General features: G+C 28.2%; 18 protein-coding genes. 3 read left to right on the top strand and 15 right to left on the bottom strand.

Annotated elements, in window-relative coordinates:
- Positions 1 to 95: 95 nt before the first annotated feature.
- From ACTG45_RS15295 to ACTG45_RS15315, 5 genes are all read right to left on the bottom strand, one after another.
- Positions 96 to 1,829: an N-6 DNA methylase family protein gene (locus ACTG45_RS15295; protein WP_479919297.1), complete on the bottom strand. Its 1,734-nt coding sequence runs from the start codon at positions 1,827 to 1,829 to the stop codon at positions 96 to 98.
- 39 nt (positions 1,830 to 1,868) lie between these two features.
- Positions 1,869 to 2,267 carry an RrF2 family transcriptional regulator gene (locus ACTG45_RS15300; protein ID WP_021385699.1) on the bottom strand — a complete coding sequence of 133 codons (399 nt, stop codon included), beginning with the start codon at positions 2,265 to 2,267 and terminating at the stop codon, positions 1,869 to 1,871.
- The gene (locus ACTG45_RS15305) at positions 2,264 to 3,817 is read right to left on the bottom strand and encodes a putative bifunctional diguanylate cyclase/phosphodiesterase (RefSeq protein ID WP_021385700.1); all 1,554 of its coding nucleotides are present in this window, start codon (positions 3,815 to 3,817) and stop codon (positions 2,264 to 2,266) included. The genes ACTG45_RS15300 and ACTG45_RS15305 overlap by 4 nt, the downstream gene beginning before the upstream one ends.
- A gap of 322 nt (positions 3,818 to 4,139) precedes the next feature.
- Complete coding sequence (locus ACTG45_RS15310; RefSeq protein WP_479919298.1) at positions 4,140 to 4,958, bottom strand: N-acetylmuramoyl-L-alanine amidase family protein; 819 nt, start codon at positions 4,956 to 4,958, stop codon at positions 4,140 to 4,142.
- A 146-nt stretch (positions 4,959 to 5,104) separates the two neighbouring features.
- A complete protein-coding gene (locus tag ACTG45_RS15315) occupies positions 5,105 to 5,749 on the bottom strand; it encodes an undecaprenyl diphosphate synthase family protein (protein ID WP_021385732.1) in 645 nt (214 codons plus the stop codon).
- A 138-nt stretch (positions 5,750 to 5,887) separates the two neighbouring features.
- Between ACTG45_RS15315 and ACTG45_RS15320 the strand changes: the two genes are divergently transcribed.
- Positions 5,888 to 6,358 carry a DUF4358 domain-containing protein gene (locus ACTG45_RS15320; RefSeq protein WP_021385671.1) on the top strand — a complete coding sequence of 157 codons (471 nt, stop codon included), beginning with the start codon at positions 5,888 to 5,890 and terminating at the stop codon, positions 6,356 to 6,358.
- A 104-nt stretch (positions 6,359 to 6,462) separates the two neighbouring features.
- Here ACTG45_RS15320 and ACTG45_RS15325 read toward each other — a convergent pair whose 3' ends face one another.
- The 4 genes from ACTG45_RS15325 to ACTG45_RS15340 all read right to left on the bottom strand — a co-directional run bounded on the left by ACTG45_RS15325 (position 6,463) and on the right by ACTG45_RS15340 (position 12,319).
- Positions 6,463 to 7,725, bottom strand: coding sequence for an MFS transporter (locus tag ACTG45_RS15325; protein WP_479917325.1), 1,263 nt, complete (start codon positions 7,723 to 7,725; stop codon positions 6,463 to 6,465).
- A 74-nt stretch (positions 7,726 to 7,799) separates the two neighbouring features.
- The gene (locus ACTG45_RS15330) at positions 7,800 to 9,173 is read right to left on the bottom strand and encodes a M20 family metallopeptidase (protein ID WP_479919299.1); all 1,374 of its coding nucleotides are present in this window, start codon (positions 9,171 to 9,173) and stop codon (positions 7,800 to 7,802) included.
- Between the two features lie 212 nt (positions 9,174 to 9,385).
- The gene (locus ACTG45_RS15335; protein ID WP_479919300.1) at positions 9,386 to 11,509 is read right to left on the bottom strand and encodes a sigma-54 interaction domain-containing protein; all 2,124 of its coding nucleotides are present in this window, start codon (positions 11,507 to 11,509) and stop codon (positions 9,386 to 9,388) included.
- Positions 11,510 to 11,530: 21 nt separating this feature from the next.
- Positions 11,531 to 12,319, bottom strand: a complete 789-nt coding sequence (locus ACTG45_RS15340) for an HAD family hydrolase (RefSeq protein WP_021385704.1) — start codon at positions 12,317 to 12,319, stop codon at positions 11,531 to 11,533.
- A gap of 368 nt (positions 12,320 to 12,687) precedes the next feature.
- On the opposite strand from ACTG45_RS15340, the gene ACTG45_RS15345 reads away from it, so the two are divergent.
- Together ACTG45_RS15345 and ACTG45_RS15350 are read left to right on the top strand one after the other, a co-directional pair.
- Complete coding sequence (locus ACTG45_RS15345) at positions 12,688 to 13,644, top strand: LCP family protein (RefSeq protein WP_479919301.1); 957 nt, start codon at positions 12,688 to 12,690, stop codon at positions 13,642 to 13,644.
- A gap of 294 nt (positions 13,645 to 13,938) precedes the next feature.
- Complete coding sequence (locus ACTG45_RS15350; protein ID WP_021385667.1) at positions 13,939 to 14,904, top strand: LCP family protein; 966 nt, start codon at positions 13,939 to 13,941, stop codon at positions 14,902 to 14,904.
- 195 nt (positions 14,905 to 15,099) lie between these two features.
- On the opposite strand, the gene ACTG45_RS15355 is transcribed toward ACTG45_RS15350, so the two are convergent.
- The 6 genes from ACTG45_RS15355 to ACTG45_RS15380 form a co-directional block, all read right to left on the bottom strand.
- Positions 15,100 to 17,214 carry a cell wall-binding glycosyl-hydrolase Cwp19 gene (locus ACTG45_RS15355; protein WP_479919302.1) on the bottom strand — a complete coding sequence of 705 codons (2,115 nt, stop codon included), beginning with the start codon at positions 17,212 to 17,214 and terminating at the stop codon, positions 15,100 to 15,102.
- Positions 17,215 to 17,517: 303 nt separating this feature from the next.
- Complete coding sequence (locus ACTG45_RS15360) at positions 17,518 to 18,222, bottom strand: C40 family peptidase (protein WP_479919303.1); 705 nt, start codon at positions 18,220 to 18,222, stop codon at positions 17,518 to 17,520.
- 201 nt (positions 18,223 to 18,423) lie between these two features.
- The gene (locus ACTG45_RS15365) at positions 18,424 to 20,337 is read right to left on the bottom strand and encodes a polysaccharide biosynthesis protein (RefSeq protein ID WP_021385672.1); all 1,914 of its coding nucleotides are present in this window, start codon (positions 20,335 to 20,337) and stop codon (positions 18,424 to 18,426) included.
- 84 nt (positions 20,338 to 20,421) lie between these two features.
- Positions 20,422 to 21,513, bottom strand: coding sequence for a glycosyltransferase family 4 protein (locus ACTG45_RS15370; RefSeq protein WP_479917332.1), 1,092 nt, complete (start codon positions 21,511 to 21,513; stop codon positions 20,422 to 20,424).
- Between the two features lie 5 nt (positions 21,514 to 21,518).
- Positions 21,519 to 22,814 (bottom strand): UDP-glucose dehydrogenase family protein, encoded by a 1,296-nt coding sequence (locus ACTG45_RS15375; RefSeq protein ID WP_021385715.1) that lies wholly within the window; start codon positions 22,812 to 22,814, stop codon positions 21,519 to 21,521.
- A gap of 26 nt (positions 22,815 to 22,840) precedes the next feature.
- On the bottom strand, positions 22,841 to 23,593 hold the full coding sequence (locus tag ACTG45_RS15380) for a glycosyltransferase family 2 protein (protein WP_021385696.1): 753 nt from the start codon (positions 23,591 to 23,593) through the stop codon (positions 22,841 to 22,843).
- Between the last annotated feature and the right edge of the window lie 28 nt (positions 23,594 to 23,621).

Raw genomic sequence — 23,621 nt, forward strand, 5'->3', positions numbered from 1 at the left:
AGTATATATCTTTAATATTTTTTTATATGGTTAACTTTTTATTCAAAATTTAGATAAATAATTAACATTTCAATTTTTTTCATATTTATGGATACTTATATACCTAAAGAATCAATTATTAAGTTATCCATTTTTATCTGCAATCTTTCTACCTTTTCTTTATCTATAGATTTATTTAATAAAATTGATATTATTTGCCTTGATAAACTCTCTATCTCTTCATAATTATTATCTCTAAAAATTCTTATCTTCATAACCTTATTAGGATAGTAATCATATATATTTTTACTCATTTTTTTAGCAGTTATTTTAAAGTATTTATCATAAATACTGGAATTTAAAATTCCAACTAGATATTCATATGAGAATTTATCTAAATACTCTTCTTTTATGAAAAAAGAATATACGTCTGCACTTGAAAAATTATTATCATAGTCTATGGCAAATCTATTTTCTTTGGATTTATAAGGATACATTATCTTTTTTCTTTCAAAGAAAAGCTTTTCTCTGCCCCATTGAAGTTCATACCATTTCCTTATTCCACTTTTACATTCTCTTCTGTTTTCTAGTTTTGATTTATATATTCCTATAATCTCATCAAGTATCTTCTTATTTTTTTCTTCATCATCTATATCATTTGAGTATATTAACCTATAATCACTTTTATCTACTATATATTTATTTATATTTTTACTTTTTATCCAATATTTTAAAAATTTATTATCCACAAGGTTCAATTTTACATCATCTTTACTCAAAATAAATGCTTTATCACAGCCTGTGATTATTCCTTGAAAGCTTATTGCTATATCTTCCAAACTATAGTTGCATTTTTCTTGTATCTTATTATAAAAAGCTTCATCATCCTTATTTACAAGTATCCATTCATCAGATAATAAACTTTGATTTATATTAAAATAATTAAAGTTATTACTATTTAAAAGTTCTTCTAGCGTTTCAAATTTATTTATGCATATATCTTCATTTTTTATTTTAAATACATCTATAGCTTTGTCTTTTGATTTTTTCTTATCGAAAGTAAGTATACAACTAGATACCCCTATATTTTTAAATATATTTGCACCTAAAAAATCTACTATTTCTTTAACACTGACATTTGATTTAATATATTCTCTTAAATCTTTACCAGATAAACTTTCTAAAAAATATCTTGGAGTTATAACGCTACCAGTTCCTCCTTGTTTCAAGATATCTATAATCTTTTTATAAAAACAAAAATACAAGTCAGCTTTATCTTTATAAACTTCACTGTATTTTTCTAGAAGAAATTTTTTATATTTCTTTTCAAGTTTTTTATGACCAATATATGGTGGATTACCAATTATGTAATCAAACTTATATCGCCAGTTCTTTTTTAGGCTATCACAACAAAATAGATTAATCTTTATATCAGATTCCTCTAAGTCATTTACTGCCTTTTTGTTTATTAAGCTGTCTCTTAATATATTTATAGCTTTCTCATCAATATCAGCACCATATATACAGTAATTTAATATATGACTATGTATATTATTAACAGTCCAATAATTTTCATCATATTTCTCTTTTAATTCATAGATATTTTCCTCAAATAAGTCATATAAAATATCGTATACTTCCAAAAGAAAATTTCCGCACCCACAAGAAATATCGAGTATCCGTGGATATGGATTTTTAATTATATCGTGATTTTTTAAAGTTTTTTTTACAATATAATCGACAATGATTTTAGGCGTATAGTATATTCCACTTGCTTTTTTAGTATCTACATCTAAACTATTCTCATACTCTTTAGATAGTAGAAAATTATCTTGAGATATATCATCCATAGCTGAAAACCTCCAATTATTATCATAGCTGAAAATTTATTATTCTAGTATTTGTCTTATAGATTTTCTTGATAAAAGTTTATAGATTTCTTTTTCTATTTCTAGTAACTCACGATTTACTTTGCAACCTTTTAAGCAATTACTGCAATTAGACACATATCTCGTACATTTATTTATATATATTTTTCCATCAATTACTTCTACAATAGTCCTTAGACTTATTGTATCCAATGATACATTTAACATGTATTTCTTGCCATCTTCTTTATTAAAAGTAAGCACATTATTTGCACAAAGTTTTCTAAGAAGCTTATACAGTGTTAGTATTGGTATCTCTTCGCTTTTTAATATCGTTTTAACATCTATTGGATTATCTTCCCCATTATTAAATATAGCTCTTATAATTCTTATTGAATAATCTACATCTTCTGAAATCATTCTTCCGCCTCCTCAACTGCCATGTATTTATCTAAGAGAGTATTTCCTAAATTTACATAATTTATGTCAGTAAGAATTCTTTTGTAGCTACTCTCATCTAAAGGCTTAAAAAATATGTAACCCTGTATTAAATTACATCCCATTTCGTTTAAAACTTTAACCTGCTCCATATCTTCCACACCCTCACATATAACAGTTAAGTTTAAATCTTGTGAAAGATTAACAATTGCTTTTACCATAAACTTTGTCTTTGTATTTGTAACTATATCCATTATAAGTGACCTATCAATTTTTATAACATCTAGTGGTATCCCCTTAAGATTGATAAAATTTGAGTTGCCTACTCCAAAATCATCTAATGATATGTCTATACCTAAAGATTTAATCTCATAAAGCCTCTCACTTATAAATTTTACATCTCTTAGTGCTGTTGTTTCTGTAACTTCTATTTCTATGAGTTCTTTAGGCACATTATATGTATTAAACATTGATTTAAAAAAATCTACTAAATCATTTTTATATAGTTCTACTCTGGAAAGATTTATTGAAACTGGTAAGACATTTATACCTTCTGAAATCCAATTATCAATAGTAACAAATACTTCTTGAATTAGCCATCTACCAATATTATTTATCAAACCACTTCTTTCAGCTATAGGGATAAACTTATTTGGTCCAACCATACCTAAAGATGGATGTATCCATCTTATTAATGCCTCTGAACCTATAATTTTACCTGTACTCGAATCAACTTTAGGTTGATAATGGATTACAAATTCCTTATTCTTTATAGCTAAGAATAAATCTTGCTCTATTTTCATAAGTGATTGTATTTCTTCTTCCATTGCAGAATCAAATTCTACATATTCTATATGCTTTAGTCCTTTTGACTTAACCCTCGCCATATCTGCATTATCCATAGCTTTTTTTATATCAATTTTATCATCATTAAATCTATAAATTCCAATTGATGCTTCAACATTTATATTCATTTTAAAACTATCAATCTGACTTAATGTCACAATTTTATTCCTAATGAGATTTACCAAATAAGGAATCTTTTGTTCTCTATCTTCAAGCTTTATTATTAATATAAAAACGTCGCTTTTTAACTTTCCATAAATAGCCTCTTCACCAAAATAACTTTTTAGATTACTTGAAATATTATCTAATACTTCATCCCCTAGCTCATAACCATATATATCATTTATAAGTTTAAGTCTACATAAATCAAAACAAGCCATAACACAGTTCTCTTTCTTATTGCTGATAATATAATTTTGAATATGTTTTAAAAAGTTCTCATCCTTAGTAATATTCATAATCTTATCTGAATTATTTACCATCTCTAAATTAATTTTATCCTCATATAGCTTGATTTTAAGATACGAAATAAATACATTTATAGTAAATAATATTAATAAAAGTAAAATTAAAGCCTTTATATCTATCCCGACATGTCTTGTAAGTAAAACTATTCCCAAAATTCCGATTATGATAAAAATTATTTTATTTAAACTGTAAATTTTTGTCATACTATTTTTATTCATATAAATTCCCCTATATTATTTTTAAATTATCTTACAGTCAAACTTTTTCTATATTAATTATAAAGCACAATTGATAGTAAATCAATGTATGTTGAAATCACATATAAATAACTATGTCATACTTAAATTAACTTTTCCAAATTTCATAAATATTAACTTTATTGGCAAAAAAAACTATGAGATTAGGTATATGTAAAATAATTTCTAATTTCATAGTTTTTAAATTCAAATAGTGTTTTTTAATACAACATAACAGAATAAATTTAATACTATCTATATAGTTTCATACTTAAGTAAATACTTACACAAAAATGAATTTACCTTATTTTTTACCTTTAGAATCTAAGTATGAAAGTATACCTTGAACAATTCCTTCTGTAAGTTGGTCTTGATATTTTGCATTTATTATTTTTTGTTCTTCTGATGGTGTTGTTAAAAATCCACACTCTACTAATATGGCAGGCATCTTTGATTCTCTAAGTACTTCAAAATTATTTTCAACTATACCCCTATCCCTTACTTTAACATAGGATACTATCGTACTTTGCACTGACTGTGCAAGATCTTTTGAACCATCTGTAGCTTTATTCCTATACCAGGTTTCTATACCTGTTGCTGTATGTCCATTTTTCTCTGCATTTAAATGGATAGAAACAAGTACATCAGCAGAACTATTATTCGCTAAATTAACTCTATCCATCAATGTTAGATATGTATCATCAGTTCTAGATACTACGACTTGAATATCCTTCTGTTTGGCTAATTTATTTGCTAATTTTTTTGAAATCTGTAAAGTTAGGTCTTTTTCTTTGCTAGTCTTACTTTCAGTTCCGTTATCATGTCCTCCATGACCTGGGTCTATGAATACAGTGTATTTTTTATTTTTATTTTCTTCCTCAGTGCCAAGGTCAAATTGCTCTGACTCAACGTTTTGTTGTTGGTTGGTTTTATTGCTTTTATCCATCCCTTTTACTAAAGCTACTACACCTTGAGTAACTTTAAATGCAATAAATAAAAATAACATCGTAAAGCAAACCAACGCTACTAATTTTTTCTTATTTAATTTTCTTTTTTTTCTATTCAGATGGCTGGTATTTTTAGATTTGTTTCTTGAATTATTGTTATTATTGCTTTTTGACATTTTTTCACCCTTCTTGGTATAGATTTTTACATTTTTTTATAATATTAGTGTTATTTTTTCATAATATTAGTGTTATTTTACCACCAAGAAGGTTTTTTTTCAATAATTTAAAACATTCTACAATCTAAAACTTCAAAATTTTCTAATTATCCACCTAAAGTAACATCTTGTGTGTCATACCAGCTAAAGGCATCTTTTATATCATCACCTCTAAAATCTGGCCAATAGTTATCTATAACATAAAAGTCTGCATAAATCGATTGCACAGGTAAAAAACCGCTTAATCTCCTTCTTCCACCCCATCTGATTATCAAATCTAATCTTGATACATCAAATGACTGTATGTAATCTTGTATGTTATTTTTATTTACATTTTCTACTCCTGATATATTATTTAAGTCCCAATACCATCCATAATTTACCAATAGATTTGCTTTTATTTGGCCTTCCTTTGCTTGAATTCTATTAGTATATGGTAATAATTCTTCTGGAAACATTGGAGATTTCGTATTTCCAACAACTAATAAAGCCGCACCTTCATCTATTAGTATATTTGCAGCATCAATACATGCTTTTGTAAAAGCTTTTGTCTGAACTGATGGACGTCTTGTATTATCAGTTGTAAATCCATAAAAAGTTACTTCTTCACAACCTAAATCTCTACATAATCTATAAGATTCTAGTCCAGGATTTATTCCACTTTCATATCCTCTATCTTTTGTCATACCATTTTGGCTCGCCCATCTTCTATTTCCATCTGGGATAATTCCTACATGTTTTGGTATTCTCATTTATAATCACCTCTTAATAGGTATTATTATCAAAATATTACATTATTAATCAAAACTGTAACATTAAATACATTTATTTTTATATAATTATGTAGTAAACTAATTTAAGATAGAGTTTAAAAAACTTGGAGGTTTATCATGAAAAAAATTTTAATATTGTTTTTTTCGATAATCTTATCATTTGGAATGGTTAGTTGTTCTTCAAGTGGTGATTACAAAAACGTTTCTACATCGAAAATTGAAAGGTCATTAAAATCTTCTGATTTACTTACAAAGGAATCAAAGGTCTTTGATGCAAAGGAATTTAACTATTTCAATGATGTGGAAGAAGACATCATTCAAGGTTTTGTAATTAATTCTTCTGAAAAATTATCTCTAGAAGATATTATCGTCATAAAAACTGACGATGTAGATAAAATTTATAAAACTCTAGAAAATTATAAAAAAGACATGATACAAGCACCTTTTGGAGAAGGACATGGAGAAAAAAGCAATTCTGAAATAGCAAATAATACTATAGTTGAGAAAGCAGGCAGATATGTTTATCTAATTTCTGCTGAAAATGCCTCTCAAATAGAAAACAAAATACTGAGTATAATAAAAAAATAAATATCATTATTGATGTTTATTAAATATCAATGTAATTTTTATATAAATAAATTTATTTTATTAAAAATTACATTGATATTTTTTATTTACTTAATTAGTATAATTTAAATCTCTTTTAGCTTTTTCTTTTTTCCTAAAACTAGACTTATTAATATCAATCCGACCATAATTACAGTCAATACCAAGTATGTCATCCATGCTAATGTATATCCTCCAGACATATCATATAATTTTCCTGTAACAGCTGACCCTAAAGCCGCCCCCAATAAAACCACTGCATTTACTACACCAACTATTGTTGAATAATCTCTTTTACCAAATATCTCTGATGTGATAAGAGCAGGTACAATAGTTCCCATACAGTTTCCAATTCCCCAACATATAATAAATACTATTATAGCTGGATACTTACTAGCAAATAATAGAGCCAATACCCCTAAAAATACCTGCAATCCAACAAATATAACACCTTTTTCACATCCAACTTTATCAAATACGTAACCTAGAAGTATTTTACCTAATATAACTACTCCCATGTTTATAGATATAACACTTGCTGCAAAAGTTGGAGAATACCCTATATCAGTCAAATAAGATGCAATATGCATTTGTACTCCCATAGCTATTATTGTAATCAAAATTAACCCTACAACCATAATCCAAAATATTTTAGTTTTTACAGCATCTCCAAGCATGATTCCTTTTGCAGAATTATCTAAAACGTTTTCAGAAGAATTACTATATCCATATGGAAGTAAACCTTTATCACTTGGTTTTTCAGACATAAATATCAAAACTACTGGTATAGTTGTAACTAAGATTATTATTCCCAATACTAAATATGATTGTCTCCAACTGTAGTTTAATATTATATAGTTAGCTATAGGATTAAATATCATACCACCTACTCCACTTCCCATAAAAGTTAGACCTAACGCCAGACCTCTTTTTTCTACAAACCAATTACTTATTATTATTGATAGAGGAGTTAGAGTTGTCATACCTAACCCCAAACCTGAAAATATACTCATTAAATAAAAAACATATATACTATTTGCATATGAATATCCTATATAACCTATTCCTGCTAATACACATCCCACAAGCATTATATTTTTTAGTTTAAATTTTTTTGCTAATTTCCCCATAAAAAGTGCTATTACCATAGTAGATAAAGCAATTACTGTATAATAAAGAGAAAACTCAGACCTAGAAAAACCTAAGTCTTCTGTTACAGGTTTTATAAATAAACTTGCACAATTATTTACTATTCCATAAACAGATATCATTAGTATTAAGCCAGCAAATACAACTAACCATCCTCTAAAAAATCCTTTTTGTGAATTAGATATATTATTTGATTCCATTTTTTACCCCCCAATTTTAGTAAATTTAAGATTATTTTATTATTTAATGTATAGTTCTATTTTTAAAATAAAGATTATACCAATGGTTTATATTCAAATCCATCCAAAGATTTTGTAAACTCTTCTTTTGATTTTTCAAGCTTTTCTCTGTCCATCAAGATATCATATGCAGAACAGGCAAGTACTTTTGCCGCACTTAACATTGCCTCAAAACCTACATTAGAACCAGATGATGAACAAGCTTGCCAAGTATGAGCTGCTGTACCAATAGGCCATGCCGCCATAGCAAATTGTGCAGTTGGTACTATATAACTTATATCTCCTACATCAGTTGAACCAGATACATTTTTGTATTTATAATCTTCAAAGTCAGCAATATCATCATGTAGATATTTTTCTGCTATATTAGGATTACCTTGAAATGAAGTTGCTACATTTCTTCTTTCTTCTTTTGTAATTGTATTTGCTAATTTGTGAGCAAACTCTAAATCTTCAGCTTTAAAGTTAGGTGCTCCTACTAATCTCATATTCTCAGATACAACATCTGTTAGACTTTGATTAGGCAAATAATCATACATTGCATCTATAACTTCATATTCCATCTCTGTTTCTGTCATCATTGCTGCACCTTTAGCAACTTTTACCAATCTATCAAGAGTACTCTTTACATCTGATGCTTTTTTACCTCTTAAGAAATACCATGATTCTGCAGAACCAGGAACTATATTTGGTCTTTCTCCTCCATTCGTTATTACATAATGCATTCGAATAGAATCCAATATGTGTTCTCTTAGATAATTAGCACCTACATTCATAAGTTCAACAGCATCAAGTGCACTTCTACCAGTATGTGGAGATTGTGCCGCATGAGAAGTAATTCCTTTAAATCTAAATTTCATAGAGAAATTTGACAAACTAGTTGGTCTCCAAGGACTATTTACATCAAAAGGATGCCAGCTAAATGCACAATCTATATCTCTAAAACATCCTTTTTTATACATATTACATTTTCCAACGCCACCTTCTTCAGCTGGACATCCAAAATATTTTATAGTCCCTTTGATATTTTCTCTCTCCATAACTTCTTTTAATGCTACTACTGCTCCTACTCCCCCTACTCCCAACAGATTGTGACCACACCCATGACCTGGGGCAGATTCAGTTATAGCTTCTTTAGTTAAAGATACTTTCTGTGATAATCCTGGTAAGGCATCGTATTCTCCTAATATCCCTATGACAGGTCTACCTTCTCCAAACTCTGCTACAAAGGCAGTTTCTATTCCTTGTACAGTATTTACATTAAATCCATTTTCTTCTAAGTATTTCTTTTGTACACCACTTGCAAAATATTCTTCATATGAAGTCTCTGGATTTTCCCATATTCCTTTTGCCATTTCTACTAAATCTTCTTTATTTTTATTAACACAATTAATTAAATCGTTTTTCATATTTAAAACCCTCCTCATAGTAATTAATTTTTACTTGTGACTTACTATATAAGCAATGATTATGCCAAGTAAGTAGGTTTTAATCTCAATAAGTCTTATAAGACTTATGAATACTCTATTTTAAAATTTTAATTATTCTGATTAAATAAATAATATTGTAAACAAAAAAATAAATGGGATATTATTAAATCAATATCCCATTTATTTTATATTTATAAGTTTTTAGTAACCCATTTCTCCCCTTTTTCTTCAAGGTGACTCCCATTTCTCCCAATACTCTTTCCAATATATCCCTCTGACTCTAAAAAGTTCATAATTACTCTAACACTATGCTCACTCGAATCTACATTGTTTGATTGTAATTTCTTTACTAACATTCTTCTTCCACAATTTTCTTTATATAAGATTCTCATAATCTCACACGCTATAATATTATCTCGATGGCTTAAGTTTTCAAAATATACATTATAAGATTTTTCTATATTATCATTAATTTCAAAACCTGTATCATTAATTATATTATTTTCATATGCTCTGTTTTGATTATTGCTATATGTATTTGAAGTACTTTCTTTATCTTCAATATATTTATTTTGGCAAGAGTCTTTATATATCATAGGTAAATCATCTATTGTAAGTAGTTCACCACCAAAATTTCCAACATATTCAATACAATTTTTTAATTCTCTTACATTTCCATCCCATTTGTATGTATACAGAAATTTTCCTAATTTGTCATCGATTTTTTTATAATGACATCCCATATTTCCTAAAAAATAATTGCATAGCACTGGTATATCTTCTTTCCTCTCTTCAAGTGGAGGTATACTGAGTATGCAAGTACTAAGTCTATAAAACAAGTCTTTTCTAAAATTACAAGAATTTCTAAGTTCATCTATAGTCTTATTAGTAGCAGCAATTACTCTTATATCCAGTCTAATTTTTTCATATCCACCAATTTTAACTATTTCCTTCTCTTGTAATACTCTCAAAAGCTTTACTTGAAATAATTGACTTGTATCTCCTATTTCATCTAAAAATATAGTTCCACCATTAGCTATTTCAAATAAACCCTTTTTACCCTGAGACCTAGCACCTGTAAAACTTCCACTTTCATAACCAAACAATTCACTTTCAAGTAATTCATCTGGTATTGCTGCACAATTTATAGATATAAATGGTCTATTAGTTTTATTTGAACAATTATGAATAGAATGAGCATATAACTCTTTTCCTGTTCCAGTTTGACCTAATATCAGTACAGTTGAGTCTATTTTAGCGTATTTCTTAGCGTATTCTATAACTTCTTTATTCTTATTAGAGTTTCCTACTATATCATCAAACGTATATTTAGCCAAATAAGATTTATTTATCTTTCCAGTATTTCCTTCATATGCTTCAAACACTTCATCTATAAATATAGACTCTTGATAGTTTTTACCCATAAAGTTTATATTGTTTTTACTGACTATAAATTCTTTATTTAGCGTTTTATCTGAGTAATATATATTTTTTTTAAGATTTGTACGTTTAAATAAGTTGTATATATTTAGTAGTGGCTTAATTGTACTTAAATCTTTTCCTATATTACTTTCTTTTATATTGAGTAATTTTCTTGCATATTCATTATATAGCTCTATAGTTTTATCTTGATTTAAAATAATCATCCCTATTGGTATGGAATCAATTAAATGTCTTACTCGATTTTTATATTTCAAATCTTCCATTATAGATTTAATATCAATCTCATCTTCACTATACACATTTTCTTTCACTACTTTTAACTTAGATGCTACTATACTAGGGTCTATTTCTAATTTTTCCAATATTTCTAAATATCCATTATATACGATTTCTCTCCAACCAATATCAATAAAATTTGTAACAAAATCTGGTGTGTAAAAAAGTTCTCCCAAATAAACTGCTGTATCTACATTTTCTATATACACCCCAAATAGCTCTTTGTTATATGGTATAAATTCAATATGATTTATTCCTAATTTCTTTAATATTGCTATACATTCTAGTGTATATATCCATTCAGGAGTTATAAGGAGAACTCTCTTTCCTCTTTGAATTTTTCTCAATTTTTCTACTACATCTTTAGTATACATAGTTTTTACTAAAACTAATTTTTCTTTATTTCTTTTTATCCATTGGTCTACTATTTGTTCATCTAAATAATTCATCGCTACTATAACATCACAATTTGACAAGTTCAAATCTTCTATATCATAAGTTTCTATTTTTGCAACATCTCCCAATACCTCTTCAAGTTGCAATTTATATGCTACTTTCAACTTATCATTTATACCAGCTAAAATAATCTTTTTCATTTAGACCCCCACTATAAATGGCTATCCTATTTTCATGACCTCTTTTATCTTATCTACAACGCCATTCTCAGTATTTCTTTTTGCTCTGAATCTAGCAATTTCTTTTAAATACTCATTTGCATTTTCCATGGCGTAACTATGATAAGCACTCTTCATCATTTCTACATCATTCAATTGGTCACCAAATACCATAGTTTCTTCATATTTTATATCTAGCATTCTTTGTACTTTTTTTATTGCACTTCCTTTATTAGCACCTTTTGCAGTTAAATCAAGCCACTCTACTCCAGAAATACATACTTGAGCTCTATCAGAAAACTTTTCAAAGTAGATACTATTATTATGTTCTGCACCTTTGAAGTCAAATACAGCTATCTTTAATATATCGCCTTCTACTTTAGTCAAGTCATCTACAACTTTAAACTTTGCATAGTAAGTACTAACTTCTTCTATAAATGCTTCATCTTTACTTTCTATATAAGCGTATTTTTTACCACTCATCACAATTTTTTTTCCTTTTATACTTCTTGTTGTCTCTATAATTTCATTTACTAATTCTTTCTCCAAAGGATTTGATAATATTTCTTTTCCTTTATATACTACCAATGTTCCATTTTCTGAGATAAACATCATATCATCTTTTATATCTTCAAATTTTTTTATAAGATTTTGATACTGCCTACCACTTGCCGCAGAAAACATTATCCCTCTTTCTCTTAATTTTTTAAATACTTTATAAAACTCTGGATTTATTTCGCTCTTCTCATCTAACAAAGTTCCATCTAAGTCTGTTGCTATTAATTTTATCATACATTTCCTCCCCCAAATTATATAATTTATGATTATTTATGATTATTTTTTATCAGTTTAAATTTTCAATTCCTATTATACACTAAAATTTCTAAATTACAATTTACTCCTTTTGTAAGATGTTCTAAGCATATGTAGGAAAATATTTTTTTCAATATATACATCAATTTATAAAAATTTAAATCTTCATATAATTATATTCCAAGTGAATTCATAATAACTACACACTTTCTTATATAAAATACCATAAAAATAATTATATTATGACAAACTTATGCTAATTTATTGTGTTTTTTATTGCTTATATAACAAATTTTTAATATAATTAACTATGTGTAATTAAAAAATTTAGAAAGTAGGGGATATTATTGTCAGGACTCAAAAAGTTCGTTATATTTCTAGCCCTTTTAGTTATAGCATTTCCTGTTAGTGTCTATGGATATGTTTTTACTAAATTAAAAACTATCCAAGATGATAGTATAAATACAGAGGCGCTGAGTAGTAATGACTATAAAAATGAAGAAAGTATCACAAATATATTATTGTTAGGTACAGATGCTAGACCTGGAGAAGAAGTTTCTCGTTCAGATGCCATGATGATACTGACTATTGATAATAAAAATAAAAGCCTTAAATTAACTTCATTAAATAGAGATACTTATGTTAATATACCAGGACATGGAGATGAAAAACTAACACATGCTTATGTATATGGACAAGCTAACTTATTGATAGAAACTATAGAGGAAAACTTCCAAATTGACATACAAAACTATGCTGTAGTTGACTTCTTCTCTTTTATGGATATAGTTGATGCTCTAGGTGGAGTTACGGTTACTGTTGACAAGAGTGAAATAAGAGAATTAAACAAATTTATACCTGAAACTTATAAGTGGAATAAAAGCGATGACAAAGGTTCTCTTAAATATATAAGAAGCTCAGGTGAACAAAAATTAAATGGATATCAGACACTTGCATTTTCTCGTATAAGAAAAAATGATAGCACAGACCAAAGAGATAGAAGACAAAGAAGTGTTATACAAAGCTTAATAAATGGTGTTAAGGATTTACCAGTTACTAAATATCCTAATCTAGTTAATACAATACTTCCATATGTAAAAACTAATATGAACCCTAATGAAATAATATCTTTAGGAAAAGACCTTTTAAGCATAGGAAATTTAGACCTTAAGTCTATGGAATTCCCTCTTTCTACTGAAAATGGTAGAAAAATAGGTGATGCAGGATATGTAATTCCTTTTGAAGAATATGAATTAGATGCGATGCATGATTTTATATTTGAAGATATTATGGTTGAAGAGTAAATATTTATCTAAAACAAAACAAATTAATAATTTTATAGTAAGTACATACCTCTCAAAGGCAAATTACTTTGCAATTGTGGGGTGTGTTTTTATTTTAAAATATAAATTTATTTTTCAAAAAATATATTACATGTACTTTTAATTATATATATAAATTGACAATTTTTCTTATAAATTATATCATTGTCTTTTTTTTGTAACTGAAACAAGTATTGAATATATCTCAATACTTTAATATAATTAAGTGTATGCTATTAAAAAATATACAGGAAAAAGAAGAAAGAAGGGGTACTTTTGTCAAAATTAAAGAAATTTGTTATACTACTGGCTTTCTTGGTAGTAATATTCCCTATAAGCGTCTATGGATATTTTTATTATAAATTATCTTCTATTCATGACTCGAGCATAAATAGTGATTTGTTAAATAATAATGACCATAAAAATGAAAATGGAATAACTAACATACTACTTATGGGAACAGATGCTAGACCAAATGAAGATTCTTCAAGGTCAGATGCTATGATGATACTTACTATTGATAACAAGCATAATGATATCAAACTTACATCATTAGCTCGTGATAGCTATGTAGACATCCCTGGTCATGGTAAACAAAAACTTACTCATGCTTATGCTTATGGACAAGCTGATTTATTAATACAAACAATTGAAGAGAACTTTAATATTGATATTCAGAATTATGCTTGTGTTAATTTCGAATCATTTATGTATATAATTGATGCTATTGGTGGCGTTGAAGTTACCATTGAAAAAGGAGAAATACGAGAATTAAATAAATTTATTCCTGAAACTTATGGTTGGAATAAAAGTGATGATAAAGGTAGCATACAATACATTAAAAAATCAGGAGAACAAACTTTAAATGGATATCAAGCACTATCTTTTGCACGTATCAGACACAACGATACAGCTTTTGCTAGAGATGGTAGACAGAGACAGATTATACAAGCTATAATCAAGAAAACAGAAACTTTACCTGTCACTAAATATCCAGGTTTATTAGATGCTGTTCTTCCATATGTTAAAACTAACATGAAACCTAATGCAATACTTTCTTTAGGAGCTCAAGTTTTAAAAATGGGTGACTTAAATGTTAAGCAATTTGAATTCCCTATTGATGATGAAATTCACAGTACAGGTGGTATATATGGAAAAGCTGGATGGGTTCTTAGATTTGACCCAGATACTTTAGACATATTACATGATTTTATATTTAATGACATAGAATATAAACAATAAGAAATTTAACATAAAGTTTACTGGAAATATAAGATTAAATATTAAAAAAGAACTATATCGCATAATTATTTTCAAGTTATTATTTACACTTGATTACAAAATGCATATAGTTCTTTTTTATTTTCTAATGTATATTTATGATTTTATTTGACTCTATTTTTATAAACCAACCTATATCTTAAACAAACTTTTCTATTACTTAACTAAGTTTAGGAAAGTATTTAATGAATTTTGATTTATGCCATCACCAGCTTCATATACTAGAGTTGTTTTCTTAGGCTCTAAAGCTGTTTTCTGAGCAGATGTCACACTATTTCCAAGCATAACTACTGGTGATTTTAATTTAGCAGCTAAAGGACCTGATGTTAATGCATCTACTAGCTGATTACTTTTACTTACAAACATTGATGGATATTCAGCATTAGGATAGAATTTTTGTATTACTTTTCCATTTGTTTCTTCTCTGTTTTCTCCAGCTATTCTATTTTTAGACACATCGTTTGTAATAACCTTATCTAATTTAGTTATTACTGAATCAGATATACTTAGATTACCACCTATGAAATAAGCATCTTTTACTTTTAAGTCTGATATCCAATTATAAACATCATCACTTACATTATCTTTTGATACTAATACTATTGGTTGCTTTTCCTCTCCTGCTTTTGAAGCTATAGAAAGAGAATCAGCCTCACCTGTTCCACTTGTTATATATAATTTTTCTACTGGATTAGTTTTTACTAATTCCTTTGCTATTAATAAAGATGTACTATATCTATCTGAACCACCAACTCTATTTATTGATACATTTGATATTGTATCTTTTATCTCATTCTCAACTTTATCTCCAATAGAGCTATTTCCTCCTATTAGGACAACTTTACTTGGATTAAGTCTTTTTATCTCATTCTTAGTAGATGTAGGTATATTGTCCTTATTTACTAATAATATAGGAGCATCATTTGCTGTAGCAAGTGGTGTTGATGTTATCCCATCAACTATAGAATATCCATTTACTAATACTACTGTATCTGAATTTGTAGCCCAACCTTTTTTACTTATTGCTACTGCTGTATCATATCTTTCATTACCTCTTAATTTTTCTACTTTAACATTTGATGGTGGAGTAACTGGCTCTTCATTACTACTAGAATATAAACTCTTTAAATCGTTTTGTATAGAAGTACTATTTGCTATATCTTTAGCTGAAAAATACATACTACCTTTTATTTCACTGTATTTTCTATTTAATGTTACTTGTTTTACTATTTCTTTTGCTATATTTTGTCCATTATAACTTGATTGACCTTGCTTATATATACCTTGTCCTATGTATAAGTCTACATTTGTTCCTTTTACTTCATTAGCCCACCATGCTACTAATTTAGAGTAATCTGCAGCTTTAAGACCAATTGGCCAATAAAGTTGTGGAACTACATAATCAACTAACCCTTGTTTTATCCATGCTCTTGTATCTGCATATGTACCTACATAACTTTCATTACCTGATGTATCTGAACCTGTTGGGTCACTACTCTTATTTCTCCATATTCCAGCTGGACTTACACCAAATACAACATTAGATTTTATACTCTTTATAGATGCTTTTACATCTCTAAGTAAAGTATTTACATTCTCTCTTCTCCAATTGTCTTTATTTTGTCCATTTCCATATTTTTGATATGTTGCATTATCACTGAAGCTTACTCCTGGGTAGAAATAATCATCAAAATGAACACCATCTATGTCATAATTTTGAACAACTTCTGCTATACTATCAACTATGTATTTTCTAACTTCTGGCAAACCTGGGTCATAGTAATACTTATTTCCATGCTTAATTACCCAACTTGGATTTTTCTTTGCTGGATGGTTAGCTGGTAATTTATCAATGCTCTCATCTGCCATAGTTATTCTGTATGGATTAAACCATGCATGGAATTCCATCCCTCTTTTATGTGCTTCTTCTATTAAAAATGGTAATGGGTCATATCCAGGGTCTTTACCTTGTGTACCTGTAAGATATTCAGACCATGGATTTATATTTGATTTATATAAAGCATCTGATTTTGGTCTTACTTGAACCACTGCTGTATTTATTCCTGAACTTTTTAACTTGTCCAACAAATCTGTGTATTCCTTTTTTTGCTTGGCTTCATTATTTTTAGTCTTAGGCCAGTCCAAATTATAAACTGTAGATATCCAAGCAGCTCTCATTTCCTTATCATTTGATGAATCTGCAAATGAACTTACACTACACATTGTAAGTGTCATTATAAGTGATAATACTAATATACTTATTTTTTTCATTTCATCCCCCTTAATTTCTAAAATTTATTTTTTTTACAATATACTCCTTACTAAGTATATCTAAAATTCATATTATCTGTCAAATATTGAATAATATAGTTAAAATTTATATTTGATATTTGATTATAATATGAAATAATTTATTATAAAAAAAACAGCAAAGAAATTTATCTTCTTTGCTGTTTTTATAACGTCCATCACTATTTTAATATTACTAACCATTTCAATATATATGTAAAACATTAAATGTAACTCTACATACTTAATGTTAATATTCAATCCTATGTAAATCAATTTCTATTATTATTGTAAAACACGAGTAGCAGTTATAAGTCTTTTTGCATAATTAGTTCCTGGTGCCATACTAGTAACTTTTACTACATCTCCTGTTTGTGGTGAATGTATGAATTTAGAATTTCCAACATACAATCCAACATGATTTATTGAACCACCTGAACCAAAGAAAACTAAATCTCCTGGTTTTAATTCTGCTCTTGATACTTTCTTTCCTACTGTTGCTTGTGATCTTGATACCCTTGGTAAATTAACTCCTGCTCCATTTTTATAGACATAAGAAGTGAACCCAGAACAATCAAAAGAATTTGGTCCAGTTGCTCCCCATCTATATGGCTTACCTTGTTGCTTAAATGCTAAGTTTAAAACATTTTGTACCTTTGCGTCTACATTTCCACCTTCAATAGTTAAATAGTCTCCATTTACCCATCCTGTAACATTATCAACTGATTTTATTTTAATCCATCCATTTGAATGTAATTCTAAAACCTCAACTTTGTCTCCTGTGTTTATCTTTCCTACTACTGAGTCATTTGCACTAGCTCCACTTCTCATATTTAAGAAATCACATTGGTCTACTGTTGCAGTCATAGGTGAATTAGTTAACTCTGCTGCACTAGCTGTTATTGCTCCTGCTTCTACTGTGACAACTCCTGCTATTAACACCATAGCTATAAATTTTTTTAATATATGTTTTTTATTTTTAATATTCATCATAATCTCAAATACCTAATCCTTTCGAAAATTTAACATTTTTTTCATTTGTTTCCAATTCCTAATTAACATTCTAACTTACATCAAAATAAATTGCAACCTTTTTTGTAATCTTTTTGTAATCTTTTTGTAATCTTTTGTTTCTTTTTCGTATATATTTGTTTCTTTTTGCTCCCCCTGGTTACAAATTAGAAATATATTCTACTTCTCCCGAGTTGTTGCAATTTCCTTGACATTAGCATCTTCTGGTTTAATGTAAGTTGGCACTAATTTTCTCATAACACTATCTATTTTTTCAATTTCTTCATTGTTAGTAATTTCTCTTAAAAGTTTTAAGTATTTTGTTATTTTTTCTCTATCAACATCTATTGGTCTACCAATAAAAATCTTTTTATGCTCTGTATCTAACAGACCTTCTTCTGACATAAGTAGTTCTTCATATAACTTTTCTCCTGGTCTAAGACCAGAAAACTCAATTTTTATATCAACATCTGGTTCAAACCCACTAAATTTAATCAAATTTTTTGCTAAATCCAATATTCTTACAGGCTCTCCCATATCAAGCACAAATATTTCTCCACCTTTAGCCATAGCTCCAGCTTGTATAACCAAACCTACTGCCTCTGGTATTGTCATAAAATATCTAATGATATCTGGATGTGTAACTGTAACTGGTCCACCATCTTCTATTTGCTTTTTAAAAAGTGGAATTACACTTCCATTACTACCAAGTACATTTCCAAATCTAACAGCAACAAATTCAGTCTCACTTTCAGCATTAATAGTCTGGATAATCATTTCAGCAGCTCTTTTAGTAGCTCCCATTATATTAGTAGGATTTACAGCCTTATCTGTTGATATAAGGACAAATTTCTTAGCTCTATATTTTGAAGACAATCCAGCTATGTTTAAAGTACCAAATATATTATTCTTTATAGCTTCACCAGGACTTGATTCCATAAGAGGAACATGTTTATGTGCTGCTGCATGAAATACTACTTCTGGCTTATATTTATTAAATATCTCATCCATTCTTTTTTCTTCTCTTATTGATGCTATTACTGTCTTTAAATCCAATTTATTTCTGTATTTTCTAAGCAATTCTTGTTGTATTGCATAAGCATTGTTTTCATAATTATCAACTATGATAAGTTCTTTAGGATTAAATCCTGCAATCTGTCTGCAAAGCTCTGAACCAATTGAGCCTCCGCCTCCAGTTATTAGAATTACTTTTCCTTCAATATAATTACTTATCTCTCTTAAATTTGTTTTTATTGGCTCTCTACCCAACAAATCTTCTATGTCTACTTCTCTAATCTGTTTTATATCCACTTTTCCGTCTATAATTTCGTAAATTCCTGGTATTGTCTTTATTTTACAGTTAGTATTCTTACATATATCAATAATTTCTTTTTTTCTATATTTTTCTATATTTGCAATTGAAAAGATTATTTCATCTATATTGTATTTTTCGACTACATCTTTTATATTTGAAGTTGTCCCTACAATCTTTACATTATGAATTATTCTTCCAACTTTATTTTCATCATCATCAATTATAGCTACTGCTACCTTTTTAAGTTCTGAATTTCTTTTTAACTCCTGTATAACCATTTCTCCAGCATCTCCTGCTCCAATTATAAGGATATTTGAAACCTTACCTCTAGAATATGTCTTATTCATGACTATTCTTATAGCTCTATATGCTATTCTAGCACCACTTGTAAACATTATAATAAATATTGTATTTAATACATAAAACATTATGGGATAATCAAAACCTAATAATTTATTGATTATATAAGCTGGTATTAAATAAGCTAAGGTTGCAATAAAAATAGAGATAATTTCTTCTTCTCCTGCATATCTCCATAATGTGTTGTAACACTTAAATAATCTAAATGATACTATATGAAGTACAATATATATACAAGCTGAAATTATTACATCATTGATAGTAAATACATTTAAATTACCTGTCAAACTCAAAGACATTCGAAATGCTACTAGCACGCTACAAATATCTAGAATTAATAATGTTAATTGTCTAAATTTATATTTTTTAAAAAGCTTATTTAAAAAGCTTTCTTTCTCTAAATCTATACTTTCTCGCATAACTAGAAGCCCTCCATTAAACAGCAAAAGCTACGCACCTAAGCATAGCCAACAACATCTATCTTTTGCTGTATATTTTTAATTTTATTTTTTATGTTTATCCAATATAGAGTCATAAATTTTTTCTATATCATTAAAGTTTAAATTAACTTCATAATTATCTTTAACGAATTGACGACCTTTTTTACCCATTCTAAGTCTAAGTTCGTCATTTTCCATTAGTTTTATTATGGCATTTTTTATTTCTTCTGGTTGTTTTGGCTCTACAATTAAGCCAGTTTCATTTTCCCATACAGATTCTGGATGTCCACCTACATTTGTAACTATAACAGGTACTTCACATGATTCTGATTCTATAGCTGCCACACCAAATCCCTCTCTTAAAGAAGGAAATACAGTTACATCAAAAGAATTAAAAGTCTTGCTGACATTCTCTGGAGATATTCTTCCTAAAAACTGAACATCTTCTTCTATTCCTAATTCCTTAGTTAAATTTATTAGGTTGTCCATCTGGCTCCCAGAACCACCTATTTTAAGAATTATTTTCTTTTCTTTATATTCATCTTTCAGCATCTTAAATGCTTGTATTAAATATTCTATTCCATATTTTTTTTCTAGACTCTTTATAATTCCTATTACAAAAGCATCTTCTTTTTCTACTTCCATAGGTTTAAATCTATCCATATCTACTCCGAAAAAGGTTACATCCACATGTTTTGCTGTATATTTATTAGCTTCTTTAGCCATATCTCTACTATTTGAAAAAATATAGTCAGCTTTTCTAAAGTTATGCTTTATAATTTGTTTTTGTATAAAACCATTGTTAGGGAAATCGTAAATATCAGTACCCCAAACAGAAATAATATATGGATGATACCCAAGTAGGCTTCCTATAAATCCATAACTACTTGCATACTGTGCATGCAATATGTCTGGCTTTATTTCATTTACTAGCTTCTTTATTTTTTTTATTGAGCCTAAGTATCCTGTTTTTTTAGAAATATTTTCATTTTTTAGTTCTTCTACATTAGAACTAAAGTCATAAATTTTTATCCCTTCCATGTGACCTCCATTTAGAGAAATTACATGAATGTCGTATCCTTTATTTTTAAAAAAACTACACCATTTTAAAGTATGAGGATTTGACCCATCAGCTAAATAACAAACAGTCTTCATAATATTTACCTTCCTATCGAATAATACTCAATCCCAAGTTCTTCCATATCTTTAACCTTATAGCAGTTTCTTCCATCAAGAACAAGAGGATTTTTCATCTTTTCCTTATACTTATGTATATCATAATTTAAGACATCTTTCCATTCTGTCATTATAAAACATATCTCTGCATCTTCTATTGTATCATCTATAGAATTTGCATAAAGTATAGAGTCACCAAATATTTTTTTAGTATTATTTACACCAATTGGGTCATATACTGTTACTCTTGCTCCTCTTTCAAGCAAATATTTTATATTTGGTATAGATGGTGCTTCTCTTATATCATCAGTCTCTGGTTTAAAAGTCAAACCTAAGACAGCAACCTTCATATCTTGGAAACTCTCAACTAATTTTGATGCTTTTCTAACTAATTTAAGCTTTTGGCTTTCATTTACTTCAATTGCAGCCTTTACTGTTTTTAGTTCGTAGCCATTATGTTCAGATAACCAATGAAGTGCTTTTGTATCTTTTGGAAAACAAGAACCTCCATACCCTATTCCTGCTTTTAAAAACTTACTTCCGATTCTATCATCATAACTCATTCCTAAAGCTACATCTTCTACATTAGCTCCAGCTATTTCACAGAGATTTGCAATATCATTCATAAATGATATCTTAAGTGCCAAGAAATTATTTGATGCATATTTTATCATTTCAGCACTATTTCTATTTGTAACTATTATAGGTTGATTAAATGGTTCATAAATTTGCTGTAATATATCTCTAGCCCATTCACTTTCTACACCTATAACGATTCTTGAAGCATGTAAAGTATCTTTTACTGCTGTCCCTTGTGACAAAAACTCTGGATTAGATGCAAGTTCTATTTTGACATCATTTTTTAAGTTTCTACTTATATAATCTTCTATCTCTTCATTTGTACCAATTGGCACTGTAGATTTTATTACCACTAGAGTATCCTTTGTTACAGTTTCAGCTATTTGCTTAGCAACTGCCTTTATATAATCTAAATTAGCTGAACCATCACTTCTCTCTGGAGTACCTACAGCTATTAATATTACATCTACATCTTCATAAGCTTTTTTATAGTCAGTAGTGTAATCTATTCTTCCTCTATTGTAATTTTTAACCATAAGTTCTTCTAGGCCTTCTTCATATATAGGAGCTATTCCCAGCTTCATTGATTTAACTTTTTGTTCATCTACATCAACACAGATTACATTCTCATTACCTACTTCTGCTAGACAAACGCCTGTAACCAATCCTACATATCCAGTCCCAGCTATAGCTATTTTCATTATCTTTACCTCCAAGTATATAAAACTTATACTCTCTTCTTGATAGCATTAAAAACATAAAAACAAAATACATATAGACTTTTTGGCAAACTTAAATTTTCAACATTCCTATAAGTATTCCAAGTTCGTTTTAATGCTTTTATCTTATTACTTGATATAGAATTTCCAACTAGCCTATAATTAACTAAATCTTCCTGAATTCCATATGCATATTTTTCCTTTTTAAGTAACTGTAACCAAGTTGCAGTATCTTGTCCTCTTCTTACTAAAGGCATACTAAACTCTCCTACAATCTCCTTATCAATGACCACTGTAGAACACCCTATTATAGTATTTCTAAGTAATCCTTCATAGTCAATCTTTTTAGGTGCTCTTGCAACTTTGCTCGTTTTTGTTCCATCTTGTCTCATATATCTATAAGATGTAAAAGAAAACCCGATTTTTTCTTTTAACATATATCCTATCTGAATTTCTAACTTTTTACTATCCCACAAATCATCACTATCTACAAATGCAATAAATCGACCTTCCGCATTTTCAATACCAACATTCCTAGATACTGCAGCTCCAGAATTTTTTTCAAGTTCTATATATTTTATTCTAGCATCTTCTTTTTGAAAACTTTTTATAATTTCACTTGAATTGTCCTTAGAACAATCATCCACTAATAAAAGCTGCCAATTTTTATAAGTTTGATTTTGGATTGACTTTATTGTCTCTGATAAAAACTCTTCTGAATTATATACAGGAGTGATTATCGATACTAAAGGCTCATTCATATTTTTACTCTCCTTATATAGCAACTAG

The sequence above is a fragment of the Clostridioides sp. LIBA-7602 genome (assembly GCF_056688945.1).

Coding starts and splice junctions, on each gene's coding strand:
- ACTG45_RS15295 (WP_479919297.1), bottom strand. CDS start 1,829: ATGGATGATATATCTCAAGATAATTTTCTACTATCTAAAGAGTATGAG.
- ACTG45_RS15300 (WP_021385699.1), bottom strand. CDS start 2,267: ATGATTTCAGAAGATGTAGATTATTCAATAAGAATTATAAGAGCTATA.
- ACTG45_RS15305 (WP_021385700.1), bottom strand. CDS start 3,817: ATGAATAAAAATAGTATGACAAAAATTTACAGTTTAAATAAAATAATT.
- ACTG45_RS15310 (WP_479919298.1), bottom strand. CDS start 4,958: ATGTCAAAAAGCAATAATAACAATAATTCAAGAAACAAATCTAAAAAT.
- ACTG45_RS15315 (WP_021385732.1), bottom strand. CDS start 5,749: ATGAGAATACCAAAACATGTAGGAATTATCCCAGATGGAAATAGAAGA.
- ACTG45_RS15320 (WP_021385671.1), top strand. CDS start 5,888: ATGAAAAAAATTTTAATATTGTTTTTTTCGATAATCTTATCATTTGGA.
- ACTG45_RS15325 (WP_479917325.1), bottom strand. CDS start 7,725: ATGGAATCAAATAATATATCTAATTCACAAAAAGGATTTTTTAGAGGA.
- ACTG45_RS15330 (WP_479919299.1), bottom strand. CDS start 9,173: ATGAAAAACGATTTAATTAATTGTGTTAATAAAAATAAAGAAGATTTA.
- ACTG45_RS15335 (WP_479919300.1), bottom strand. CDS start 11,509: ATGAAAAAGATTATTTTAGCTGGTATAAATGATAAGTTGAAAGTAGCA.
- ACTG45_RS15340 (WP_021385704.1), bottom strand. CDS start 12,319: ATGATAAAATTAATAGCAACAGACTTAGATGGAACTTTGTTAGATGAG.
- ACTG45_RS15355 (WP_479919302.1), bottom strand. CDS start 17,214: ATGAAAAAAATAAGTATATTAGTATTATCACTTATAATGACACTTACA.
- ACTG45_RS15360 (WP_479919303.1), bottom strand. CDS start 18,222: ATGAATATTAAAAATAAAAAACATATATTAAAAAAATTTATAGCTATG.
- ACTG45_RS15365 (WP_021385672.1), bottom strand. CDS start 20,337: ATGCGAGAAAGTATAGATTTAGAGAAAGAAAGCTTTTTAAATAAGCTT.
- ACTG45_RS15370 (WP_479917332.1), bottom strand. CDS start 21,513: ATGAAGACTGTTTGTTATTTAGCTGATGGGTCAAATCCTCATACTTTA.
- ACTG45_RS15375 (WP_021385715.1), bottom strand. CDS start 22,814: ATGAAAATAGCTATAGCTGGGACTGGATATGTAGGATTGGTTACAGGC.
- ACTG45_RS15380 (WP_021385696.1), bottom strand. CDS start 23,593: ATGAATGAGCCTTTAGTATCGATAATCACTCCTGTATATAATTCAGAA.